Raw genomic sequence first — 10,954 nt, forward strand, 5'->3', positions numbered from 1 at the left:
TCGGGCGCATCGACGCCGAGCGAGCCGATCCCTCCCGGCCTCGACCGGCCGGCGTTAACGCAAGCGTCCGGAGGTGCGACTATTCGGAGAAGACGATCGGGCGGCGGAGGTTTCGATGAGATTCTCGAACTCCCGCGGCCGGCGCGAGACCGTCGATATCGCATTGGTGGTGCCCGGCAGCGGACCGGCGGGCCTGTTCGGCCCGTCCTGTGAGGCGTGCGCGGCCCTGGCGGTCGAGGACGTGAATCGCGCGGGCGGAATCCTCGACCGGCCGGTGCGCCTGCACACCGTCGATTCCGGCGCGCCGCTGCCACTGCTGGCCGAACGGATCGACCGGATGATCGGCACCGGGGCCGTCGACGGTGTGGTGGGCTGGCATCTGTCCAATGCACGCCGGGTGCTGACCCCGCGCACGGCCGGTCGGGTGCCCTACGTCTACACCACCTTCTACGAGGGCGGCGAGAACTCCGACGGGGTGTACATGGTCGGCGAAACTCCCGACCACCAACTGTTCCCGGCCCTGCGCTGGTTGCGCGCGGAGAAGGGAATCCGGCGCTGGTGCATCATCGGCAACGACTACGTCTGGCCACGGGAGACGGCGCGGGTCACCCGGGAGGCCGCGGCCTTCGGTGATATCGAGATCGTCGGCGAGGCATTCGTCCCACTCGGCGGGCGCGATTTCGGCCCGGCCCTCGACCTCGTGCGCACCTCCTCCGCGCAGGGTGTGCTGCTGTTGCTGGTGGGCGCCGATTGCGCGGCGTTCAACCGCGCCTTCGCCCACGCCGGCCTGGACGAGCACCGGCTCCGCCTGAGCATGATGATCGGCGAGGATGTGCTGTACGCGGGCGGCCCGGACAGCACCCGCGGATTGTTCACCGCCTCGGGATATTTCGAAAGTGTGGTGTCACCGGAGGCGATGGATTTCGGCAGCCGGTACACCGCGCGCTACGGCACCTTCGCCCCGGCGCTGAACAACATCGGCGAATCCTGCTACGAGGGTCTGCTGCTGTTCGCCTCGCTGGCCGAGGCGGCTCGCAGCCTCGACGTCCGCGAGATCGAACGGCACGCGGCCCGGGTCCGCTACGGCGGTCCCCGCGGGGAGGTGAAGGTGCGCGGCGCCCACACCACCCAGCCGGTATTCCTCGCCGACGCCGACGGTGTGGATTTCGAAGTGGTCAGCGAATTACGCCGCGCCTGAGACCTTCTCGACTCGAGGCAATGGCCGGAGGCGGCCGAGCAGGAGCACGATTCCCACGCAGCCGAGCCCGATTCCGGCGGCGACGATCCCGGGTACCGCGGTCTGAGCGGTGTCGGCGCTGCGGAACCAGGTCTGCGAATATTCCGCCCGGCCGATATCGCGCCCCTGCAGAGCCACTCCGGCCGACGGGACGAACAGAATCACGATGCCGACCACCGCGCTGGTCGCGCGCGGACCGATCGCACAGCCGAGGGCGTAGCCGGCGACCGCGGCGAGCAGGACGCAGCCGGGAACGGTCACCACCGCGGGCGGTCGCTCGACCACGGCCGCTGTCACCGCCGCCAGGATCGCCAGCGCCACCGAGCCGGCCACCGCCGGTAGCGGCTGCCGAATCCGCCACCCCGCGTAGAGTCCCGCGCCCGCGGTCGCGACGACGAGGACGGTCGACCAGGCGGGCCGGGGCACGGTGAGCACCGTGGAACCGGCCGTCGCGAACGCCACCATCGCTACCACCAGCATGCCGTCGCGCCCGGGCAGCAGCAGTGCCGCGACGGCGGTCGCCGCGAGCAGGACGACGCCGCCGATCAGAATCGCGACGAGGGTGCCGCTGCGGGCGAGCCACACCGAGGTCGCCAGGGTCGCCGACACGATGACGACCGCGGAGACGACCGGCTTCAACGGGACGACCGCGCAGTCGTCCGGTTCGGGGTGGCGCTCCTGCCGGAACAGGACCGCGGTGATCAGCATCAGCGCGATCGCGGCGAGGATCAGCCACACCGGCGGCGCTCCACGCAGCAGATCGTCACCGGGGGCGGTCGAAGCGAAATCCGGGGCCGGAGTGAGGTCGGCGACCAGGATCGAGGCGAGCGCCCCGAACAGATATCCGCCGGCCGGGGCGCGGCGATGCCAGACAGCCGCCGCCAGACAGCCGAAGATCACGCCGGCGAGCATGGAATCGACATAGTTCAGCGTCGACAGCGTCCGCGTCTCCAACCGGACCAGCAGCACATGATTCACCAGCATCGCCGCGGTGGCACAGAAGACCGCGCACCACGCGAGCCGGCTGTTGCCGATCGCGGCCGAGACCGACACGGCGATGACGGCGATCAGGGCGCCGGCGGTCAGGGCCAGCGGCATGTTGAAGATCAGCAGATCGACCTGCAAGGCGGAGCCGGGAGACAGCCAGGACTGGCTGATCGGCATCATCATCGCCAGGCCGGCGACACCCGCCGTCACGCAGGCGGCCGAGGTCTCGGCCGCCGATCGCAGCCACTGCGCACCGGTGACACCGGCCGACAGCCGTTGTGCGTGCTCCCGCAGATCCGGGGAACCGAAGGTCACAGCACTCACGCCGGGCTCCGTTCCGGGCAGGTGACGCCTGGGCGTAAAACCCCGCCGATTCGTTAGCCGAATGATTGCGGGTCCGACACTACCCGTGCCCGAAAGTGCCGCTTCCGCCTCGAATTACCGGGAACGGAGCAATTTCTGCGATTCGATGATGATTTGCTAACGGTTCGGTCGCGCCCGATATCTCTTCCATATCAATGCCGTGCGCAAGCACGGAATCCTCGCGTTCGAGCGTGGAAACGAGGGACGCTGACCGCCGTGCCCGTTGCCGGATCGTGTCCCGACGCCGGGCCGGCGAGACCGAGAAATCAGCGGGTGCCGTCGTCCGCGGGCGTCTCCGCGCCGTCGGATCCGGCCGAATTCCCCGCGCTGCGGAACAGCGGACGATGCGCCACTCCACCGGCCGGCGTCGGCGTTTCGACGGGTACCGGACTGTGGCTGAACAGATTCGGCTGCTCACTCATATCGGATGTCCTTTCCCTGCGGCATCACCGAGCGTCCGCAACCGTTGGATAGTCGAAATCCATGCCGATTTCCGTCGACGCCTCCGCCGGCCTACGGCCGGACTCGCGCGCCTCGGCGGCACTCGATGCATCACCGACTGCGATAACAGTACACCCCGCAGCGACGTCCGCGGCCGGGACGAGCCGCGGACGCCTCCGGTCGGCCTTCGTGGAATCCGTTCGGCGCCCGGGGTTTCCGGCTCGGGTCAGCCGCGCCCGTGCCGCAGCTCGTATTGTTCGCGCTCGGCGGCCGCCCGCCGGCGCTCCCCGATATCGGCCAGTTCGGGGTCGAGGCCGTGTTTGAGTAGACGGTGGCGCCGATACACGTACATCAGCGCGACCGTGAAATAGACGAGCGGCAGGTACAGCAGGGCCATCATCGACAGCCCGACCCACAGCGGGCCCGGGACCAGCAGAAACAGGCACAGGACCGGGATGATCGGCACCAGGAAACGCAGCAGGTAGCGGCGCGCGGCGCCCGGGCCGGTCAGATCGTCGAGCACCCACTGCCGCATCGACGGCGGCAGCGTCGCACCGCAGATGTAGCGCACGCGCTGAACGGGATTCGGCTTCTGCTCACTCATCGATAACTCCCTGGGTGTCGGCGTGCGCGGCCCGTCGCGCGGCCTCGTTGACGCGGGTGAGAACCTCCCGCAGTTCCTCCAGATCGGCCAGGCCGACTCCGAGTCGTTCGACGACGGCGGGCGGGATCTTCTCCGCTTCCCGGCGCAACGCCCACCCGGCGTCGGTGAGGTCGATGAGCAATGTGCGCTCGTCGCGCCGATCGCGGCGGCGCGTGATGAGCCCCGCCGACTCGAGTCGTTTGAGCAGCGGCGACAGGGTCGCGGAGTCGAGCTGAAGCGCCTCGGCGATGGCCTTCACCGACATCGGCGCCTCACCCCACAGCGCCAGCATCACCAGATATTGCGGATGGGTCAGACCCAGCGGCTCGAGCAGCGGGCGGTACACCGTGAGCACCGATCGGTTCGCGACCGCCAGCGCAAAACACACCTGCCGATCCAATCGCAACGGATCGTCGACTCCGGTCGTCATGACCCACACCTCCTCGTGCCGGAGGCCAGATTAACGCGCTAATAGTTAATGCACAAACTATTAGTGCGCCAACGCACAGTTCAGCGCCTGATTCCAGCGGTCAGCAGCGCCGCCAACTCGCGATAGGCCTGCGCATCGTCGAGGCCGGTGGCCGCGCGCACCCCGCCCTGCTGAATCCGGACCATCATCGCCGCGGCGAGATCGGCGGCGAAGGCGGCGTGCACATCGCGGAACTCACCCGCCGCCACACCCTCGGTCACGAGCTCACGCACCCGATCGGCGGCGATCCGGGTGTTGAGCTCGTACACCTCACGAGCCGGTGCGAAGGCCTCGAGGTCGGCCATGAAGCGCGGAGCGGCCGCCGACAGCGCGACGCCGACCGCCGAGAGATAGCCGGTGATGCGCTCGGCCGCACCGGACAGCGTCGACACGCGAGCCTCCACCTGATCGGTCGCCCGCCGGAAGAAGTGCACCGTGGCGGCGCGAACCAGTTGCTCCTTACTGCCGGCCAGGGCGTACAGCGTGGATTTCGAGCACCGCAGCCGCGCGGCGATGTCATCGAGGGTCAGATGCGCGAATCCCTCGGCGAGAAACAGATCGACCAGGGCGTCGAAGAGTTCACCGCGCCGCCGGGTGGCGAACTCGGGCGGAGTCAACCGGTCCATGCGCGCGATAGTACTGGGCGAGGCTTTGCAGTACTGCCCGGAACCAGTACTGTGAGCGGTAATCCAGTACTGTTTCCCGTCCCCCGAGGAGTAGCCGTGGCCGTCGACCGCCTGCTGCCCACCAACGAAGCGCACGATCTGATCCGGCTCACCCGCGATATCGCCGACAAGACACTCGCCCCGATCGTGGACAGCCATGAGAAGTCGGAAACCTATCCGGACGGCGTCTTCGCCACCCTCGGCGACGCGGGACTGCTGAGCCTGCCGTACCCGGTCGAGTGGGGCGGCGGTGGTCAGCCGTACGAGGTGTATCTGCAGGTACTGGAGGAGATCGCCGCGCGCTGGGCCGCGGTCGCGGTGGCCGTGAGCGTGCACTCGCTGGCCTGCCATCCGCTGTTCACCTTCGGCACCGAGGAGCAGAAGCAACGCTGGCTGCCGGAGATGTTGAGCGGCAGCACGATCGGCGCCTACAGCCTGTCCGAGCCGCAGGCCGGATCCGATGCCGCCGCGCTCACCTGCAAGGCGACCGCCACCGAGGACGGCTACCGGATCAACGGCACCAAGGCGTGGATCACCCACGGCGGCGTCGCCGACTTCTACAACCTGTTCGCCCGCACCGGCGAGGGTTCGCGCGGCATCTCCTGTTTCCTGGTGCCCGCCGGCACCGAGGGCCTGAGTTTCGGCAAGCCGGAAGAAAAGATGGGCCTCACCGCGATACCGACCACCTCGGCTCATTACGACAATGCCCTGGTCGCCGCCGACCGCCGGATCGGCGCGGAGGGGCAGGGCTTGCAGATCGCCTTCAGCGCCTTGGATTCCGGCCGCCTGGGCATCGCCGCGGTGGCAACCGGCCTGGCGCAGGCCGCCCTGGACGAGGCGGTCGCCTACGCTCAGCAGCGAACCACGTTCGGCCGCAAGATCATCGACCATCAGGGCCTCGGTTTCCTGCTGGCCGATATGGCCGCCGCCGTGGATTCGGCGCGCGCCACCTACCTCGACGCCGCGCGCCGCCGCGATGCGGGGCAACCGTATTCGCGCAATGCCTCGGTCGCCAAACTGGTCGCCACCGACGCGGCGATGAAGGTGACCACCGATGCCGTGCAGGTCCTCGGCGGCTACGGTTACACCCGCGAATTCCGCGTGGAACGCTATATGCGCGAAGCCAAGATCACCCAGATCTTCGAGGGCACCAACCAGATTCAGCGACTGGTGATCGCGCGCTCACTGGCCGGTTGAGGCCGGCCGGATATTGACGTTGCGATGGAAGACGTTGCCCGGATCGTATTCGGCTTTGATCCGGGCCAGCCGCCCGTATTTGGATCCGTAGGACGCGCGCGTCCGCTCCTCGTCCGGCTCGGCCATGAAGTTGACATAGCCGCCGCACTCGGCGGCGCAGGGCCGCAACGCGTCCCAGGCCCGTCGCGCCCACATCCGATCCAGCTCCAACAGCTGCGCATCGGGTGCGACCGCCGCGAGATTGCAGACGAAATGCGGGGTGCGACGTCCGCCGAAGGCGGTGGCGTCCTCGGCCACGTCACAGAATGCGCCGTCCAGGGCGAAGATCGGCATGAACGACAGTGGCGATGCCTTGCGCCCGGCATGTTCGGCGACGATCGCGATCACCTCGTCGGACAGTTCGTCGAGATCGAGTGCCTTCTCGTAGCCGTGAATGCCCCACGGGGCGGAGTCGTCGAGCAGGCTCTGCAGGGCGGTATAGGGCATGGTGGTGGTGAATTCGAACAGCGGCGGCAGCGTCCGCCGCAGCGGCGCGACCGTCGCGGCATGCTCGTCCGGTCCGTCGAAGCCCGCGACGAGCAGGGCGTATCCCGGCATCAGCTGGTATTGCTCCGGAACGAACGGGGCCGGCGGCGCGGACAGGCCGACGGCGAACAGCAGCCCCGCCCGCTCCGGCAAGGTTGGGACGAACTCCCGTCCCAGACGCAAGGCGTCCGGGCCCTGATCCATCGGCCAGAACATCATCGTGAACTGCACCATCGGGCCGACGGGATGGACTCGGAACTCGAATTCGGTTACCACACCGAAGTTTCCGCCACCGCCGCGCAGCCCCCAGAACAGCTCGGCGTTCTCGGTGCCGTCGGCGTGCACGATGCGACCGTCGGCGAGGACGACGCGAGCCCCGGTCAGGTTGTCGATCGACAGTCCGAGTAGATGGGTCAGCCAGCCCATGCCACCGCCGAGGGTCAGACCGCCCACCCCGGTATGGCTGATCACGCCGCCGGTGACCGCCAGCCCGTGCTCCTGGGTCGCGGCGTCCATATCGGCCATCGTCGCGCCGCCACCGACCAGCACTCGGCCGGCCTCGGGGTCGACCTGAACCCGATTCATCTCGGCCAGGTTGATCATCATCCCGCCGTCGCCGACGGAGGCGCCGCTGAACGAGTGGCCCCCACCGCGCACCGACACCTCGAGATCGCGGGCGGCGGCGAAGCCGAGCGCCGCGGCGACGTCCTCGGCACGGCGGCACTTCGCGATCGCCGCGGGGCGTCTGTCGATGGCGCCGTTCCAGATCGAGCGAGCCTCGTCGAATCCGGGATCGTCACCGCCGAGGACCGTACCTTGCATGTTCGAGCGCAGCGCTCCCAGATCGGAGCTCACCGTTCGGGTCATCGCATTCTCCAGATGTCGTGGCCCCGACCCCATGGAATGAGCCGCCCCGTGCCCGGTCGGCTCCCGATGCGGCACTCGCCGAGCCGGCGTGCCGTCCGAAAAGACCTACACGCGCTCGGCATCGAGACGCGCGATGGGATCATCGTATTCATTAGGGAGCCTAGTTACAAGGTAACCTGATGACCGTGATCGAGCCGCCGCCCACGCCCGTAACGGACCGGACCATGGCGATGGCCATGGCAGTACGGGCACTCGTCCGGGGAGTGGACTCCTACCGCGGCGCCCGCGCCGAGGCGGCCGGCGGGGTCGCGGTGATCGATATCGTGGCGCTGGGCCATCTTCTCGTGCAGGGTCCGCAGACCCCGACCGATCTGGCGCGGCGGCTCGGTGTCACCACGGCCTCGATCACGGACCTGCTCGATCGCATGGAACAACGCCGCTGGGTGCTCCGCACCCCGCATCCCCGCGATCGCCGCCGCATTCTGGCGTCGCTCACCGAGGTCGGCCACGACCTCATCACCGAGACCTACCGTGAATTCGCCACCCGCCTCTCCCCCGCCTTCACCGACCTGCCATCCGAAGACCAGCAGGTGGTCATGCGATTTCTGGAGACGGCCACGAGCTGCCTCACCGGCGGCCCGCAACGTTGAGGACGACCGCGTTCAGACGAGAACCTTCCGTTTGCGGATTCGCCGCTGCACGTCGCGCATCATGATCCTGGTTCCCCGGCGACTCGCGACACGCCGAGCCGGGTTGCCCCGATCACCGGACTCCGCGACGCACACTCACAGGGCCAGTGTGAGCAGGATCGACCGGTCGACCAGCGCTCTTTCGCTGGTCGTGCCTGCTCGGTCGGCTCACCCTCACCGAGGAGGTGGCCCGGTTGCCGATCCGGCTCGTCGCCGCAGGGTTCGCGGCGCTCGCCGTCACGTGCAGCGGCCTCGGATGGGCACACGCCAATCCATCCGATGTGCCGAATGTGTCCATCGCGGTGCGGCCGTCGCCCGTAGCCGCACCCGCCGGCACTGCCGCGGTGGGCCGCGTCGACACAGCCGTCACCGACGCCGACCGTACCGTCATCGTCTCCGCCTGGTATCCGACCACCGAAACGGGCAGGCCGGCGCCCTACATTCCCGCGACCGGCCCGGCCACCCAGCTGCAGATCGCCGCGGAGTCGGCCGCGTGGTTGCGCACTCCCGGCGTCGCGACCATGGCAGGCGCACAGGCCGCCGCCACCGAGGTCGCGCCGGTCGCCGGTGATCGCCTGCCCGTCGTCCTGATGTCGCCCGGACTGGCCTGCCCGCGCTTCCTGCTGTCCGGCCTGGCGAGCGACCTCGCCTCCCGGGGCTGGGTGGCGGTGGTCATGGACCACACCGGTGAGGCGCCCGCGGTCGAACTCCCGGACGGGCGGCTCGCGGCCGGAGGTCCGGTGATGCCCGACAACAGCCAGTACATGCGGGCACGCCTGGGCGACCGCATGCACGACACCCGTATCACGCTGGATCGGTTGCCGACACTCCCGATCGTCGGCCCCCATCTCGACCCCACGCGGATCGCGATGGTCGGACACTCCTACGGAGGCCTCACCGCGGTGCAGACGACAGCCATCGATCCGCGGGTGCGGGCGGTCGTCGTCCTCGACGGTTCGGCCGGGTGGGCCGGTACGGCGGCACCCCCAACCCTCGATCGTCCGGTGCTGCTGCTCGGATCCAGCGAGCTGCCACATCCCTCCTGGGCGCAATTCCACGACAGCGCATTCGATTACGCGTCGGTGCGCGACGGCGGCCACTACACCGCGACCGATCTGTGCGCCCTGGGCGGCGGTCCCGACAAGTGCGGCACACTGCCAGCGGACCGAGCGGCGATCGTCACCCGCGACGCGGTGGCGAGCTGGCTCGACCGGCATCTGCTCGGCCACGACCTTCCCCGCGCGACCCACCCGGAATTGGTGTGGCACACCGGGTGAACCTCCCGCGGGTACCGGACGACCTACCCATGATGTACCGATGCCGACAGTCACACCCAGAAGGTAAGCATGAACATGGGCGCCCGTCGGCGCCTTACCATGCCGCGCGCTCGTCATCTGGAGGCTGCTTGACCAGGCCAGAATTTCTCCCCCGCCCGACTTCCGGATCGGCCGGCCGGCATGGGGCTCCTACCGGCGACCATCGAGAACGAATTGCGTTGTATTCCCCCGCATTCGCCGCGGATCCGCATACGACATACCGGCGGTTGCGCGCGCAGTACGGTTCACTCGCCCCGGTGGAGCTGGCACCGGGCGTACCCGCGACACTGGTCGTGGGCTACCGGACCGCACTACGAATATTGCACGACCCGGCGCACTTTCCCGCCGACCCGAGGGCCTGGGAACGCGGAGTTCCGTCGGACTGCCCGGTGCTTCCGGTCCTGCAGTGGCGGCCGAATGCGCTGCGCAACACGGGAGTCGCGCATTCCCGCTACCGCCAGGCGAATACCGACAGTATCAACGGCGTCGACCTGCATTCGATGCACGCGACGGTAGAGAACATCGCAGCCGGCCTGATCGACAACTTCGGCCACCTGGGAACTGCGGATTTGGTGAGCCAGTACGCTTTTCCGCTCGCCTTCGCAGTCGTCAACGCCATGCTGGGTTGTCCGCCGGAGATCGGACAGCGGATCGCGGAGGCCACCGCGATCATCTTCGACAGCGGTGACGCCGAGCGCGGCAACGGAATGCTGGGCGAAGCCGTACTCGAGCTGGTCCAGCTCAAGCGCCGGAATCCGGGAGACGACATCACCTCACGACTGATCGCACATCCCACCGGCCTCGACGACGCGGAGTTGATCCATCAGATCGTCGTGCTCTACGGTGCCGGCATCGAGCCGCTGCACAATCTGATCGTCAACACCGTGCTACTGATACTCACCGACGAACGGTTCGCCGGCAGTGTTCTCGGCGGGGCTCTGTCCACGCGCGATGCGCTGGACGAGGTCCTCTTTTTGGACCCGCCCATGGCGAACTTCTCCGTCACCTATCCGCGGCAACCGATCCTGATCGACAATATGTGGTTGCAGGCGGATCAGCCGGTCGTGATCAGCATGGCCGGCTGCAACAACGACCTGGTCGACAGTGGGAGCGACCATACCGGCAATCGCTCCCATCTGGCCTGGGGCGCCGGCCCCCATGCGTGTCCGGCTCGGTCCGCGGCGTATCTGATCGCACAAGACGCCATCGACCAACTACTCGACGCCCTCCCCGATCTGCGGCTGTCGGTACCGGCCGCCGAATTGGTTTGGCGGCCAGGGCCTTTCCATCGAGCCCTGGCCGCCCTTCCGGTGACCTTCCCGCCGATGCCGGCCTCCGACGGACAGTGACCTACACGCCCGCGCGCAGCTCGTCCATACGGCGTGCCGGGCGAATTCAGCGGTCACGTCGGACACGGTCTCGTTGTCGCTCACCTCGATACCTCCGTGGGACCACAGGGGCCGTCGAGCTCTTCCTCGGTGCGCCATCCGAGGGTGCGCTGGAACCGGTAAATACCTGCGGCGCGTTGCAGGTCACGTAACGTGATGACATCCGG

At 68.4% G+C, this 10,954-nt stretch carries 11 protein-coding genes; 5 read left to right on the plus strand and 6 right to left on the minus strand.

Features of this window, described 5'->3' with window-relative positions:
• Positions 1 to 115 precede the first annotated feature (115 nt).
• Positions 116 to 1,198 carry a substrate-binding domain-containing protein gene (locus tag ON37_RS18270; protein WP_040720939.1) on the plus strand — a complete coding sequence of 361 codons (1,083 nt, stop codon included), beginning with the start codon at positions 116 to 118 and terminating at the stop codon, positions 1,196 to 1,198.
• Here ON37_RS18270 and ON37_RS18275 read toward each other — a convergent pair.
• The 5 genes from ON37_RS18275 to ON37_RS18290 form a co-directional block, all read right to left on the minus strand.
• A complete protein-coding gene (locus tag ON37_RS18275; RefSeq protein WP_157171483.1) occupies positions 1,184 to 2,548 on the minus strand; it encodes a hypothetical protein in 1,365 nt (454 codons plus the stop codon). The two genes, ON37_RS18270 and ON37_RS18275, sit on opposite strands and share 15 nt — an antisense overlap.
• A 305-nt stretch (positions 2,549 to 2,853) precedes the next feature.
• Complete coding sequence (locus ON37_RS32980) at positions 2,854 to 3,009, minus strand: hypothetical protein (RefSeq protein ID WP_157171484.1); 156 nt, start codon at positions 3,007 to 3,009, stop codon at positions 2,854 to 2,856.
• Positions 3,010 to 3,254: 245 nt separating this feature from the next.
• Positions 3,255 to 3,632 (minus strand): DUF5313 family protein, encoded by a 378-nt coding sequence (locus ON37_RS18280; RefSeq protein WP_040720829.1) that lies wholly within the window; start codon positions 3,630 to 3,632, stop codon positions 3,255 to 3,257.
• Positions 3,625 to 4,101, minus strand: a complete 477-nt coding sequence (locus ON37_RS18285; protein WP_040720830.1) for a MarR family winged helix-turn-helix transcriptional regulator — start codon at positions 4,099 to 4,101, stop codon at positions 3,625 to 3,627. The genes ON37_RS18280 and ON37_RS18285 overlap by 8 nt, the downstream gene beginning before the upstream one ends.
• 80 nt (positions 4,102 to 4,181) lie before the next feature.
• The gene (locus ON37_RS18290; RefSeq protein WP_174362116.1) at positions 4,182 to 4,766 is read right to left on the minus strand and encodes a TetR/AcrR family transcriptional regulator; all 585 of its coding nucleotides are present in this window, start codon (positions 4,764 to 4,766) and stop codon (positions 4,182 to 4,184) included.
• Positions 4,767 to 4,862: 96 nt separating this feature from the next.
• Between ON37_RS18290 and ON37_RS18295 the strand changes: the two genes are divergently transcribed.
• On the plus strand, positions 4,863 to 6,002 hold the full coding sequence (locus ON37_RS18295) for an acyl-CoA dehydrogenase family protein (RefSeq protein WP_040720831.1): 1,140 nt from the start codon (positions 4,863 to 4,865) through the stop codon (positions 6,000 to 6,002).
• On the opposite strand, the gene ON37_RS18300 is transcribed toward ON37_RS18295, so the two are convergent.
• Positions 5,988 to 7,394, minus strand: a complete 1,407-nt coding sequence (locus ON37_RS18300; RefSeq protein WP_040720832.1) for an FAD-binding oxidoreductase — start codon at positions 7,392 to 7,394, stop codon at positions 5,988 to 5,990. The genes ON37_RS18295 and ON37_RS18300 overlap by 15 nt on opposite strands.
• 179 nt (positions 7,395 to 7,573) lie before the next feature.
• Between ON37_RS18300 and ON37_RS31045 the strand changes: the two genes are divergently transcribed.
• The 3 genes from ON37_RS31045 to ON37_RS18315 all read left to right on the plus strand — a co-directional run bounded on the left by ON37_RS31045 (position 7,574) and on the right by ON37_RS18315 (position 10,748).
• Positions 7,574 to 8,044 carry a MarR family winged helix-turn-helix transcriptional regulator gene (locus tag ON37_RS31045; RefSeq protein ID WP_051031741.1) on the plus strand — a complete coding sequence of 157 codons (471 nt, stop codon included), beginning with the start codon at positions 7,574 to 7,576 and terminating at the stop codon, positions 8,042 to 8,044.
• A gap of 329 nt (positions 8,045 to 8,373) precedes the next feature.
• Positions 8,374 to 9,360, plus strand: a complete 987-nt coding sequence (locus tag ON37_RS31050) for an alpha/beta hydrolase family protein (RefSeq protein ID WP_157171485.1) — start codon at positions 8,374 to 8,376, stop codon at positions 9,358 to 9,360.
• 296 nt (positions 9,361 to 9,656) lie between these two features.
• Positions 9,657 to 10,748: a cytochrome P450 family protein gene (locus ON37_RS18315; RefSeq protein ID WP_444543880.1), complete on the plus strand. Its 1,092-nt coding sequence runs from the start codon at positions 9,657 to 9,659 to the stop codon at positions 10,746 to 10,748.
• The last annotated feature ends 206 nt before the right edge of the window (positions 10,749 to 10,954 follow it).

The sequence above is a fragment of the Nocardia veterana NBRC 100344 genome (assembly GCF_000308855.1).
Lineage (GTDB): Bacteria > Actinomycetota > Actinomycetes > Mycobacteriales > Mycobacteriaceae > Nocardia > Nocardia veterana.

Excerpts from the sequence above, each read along its gene's own strand:
- ON37_RS18270 (WP_040720939.1), top strand. The coding sequence starts at position 116 with ATGAGATTCTCGAACTCCCGCGGCCGGCGCGAGACCGTCGATATCGCA.
- ON37_RS32980 (WP_157171484.1), bottom strand. The coding sequence starts at position 3,009 with ATGAGTGAGCAGCCGAATCTGTTCAGCCACAGTCCGGTACCCGTCGAA.
- ON37_RS18280 (WP_040720829.1), bottom strand. The coding sequence starts at position 3,632 with ATGAGTGAGCAGAAGCCGAATCCCGTTCAGCGCGTGCGCTACATCTGC.
- ON37_RS18285 (WP_040720830.1), bottom strand. The coding sequence starts at position 4,101 with ATGACGACCGGAGTCGACGATCCGTTGCGATTGGATCGGCAGGTGTGT.
- ON37_RS18290 (WP_174362116.1), bottom strand. The coding sequence starts at position 4,766 with ATGGACCGGTTGACTCCGCCCGAGTTCGCCACCCGGCGGCGCGGTGAA.
- ON37_RS18300 (WP_040720832.1), bottom strand. The coding sequence starts at position 7,394 with ATGACCCGAACGGTGAGCTCCGATCTGGGAGCGCTGCGCTCGAACATG.
- ON37_RS31045 (WP_051031741.1), top strand. The coding sequence starts at position 7,574 with ATGACCGTGATCGAGCCGCCGCCCACGCCCGTAACGGACCGGACCATG.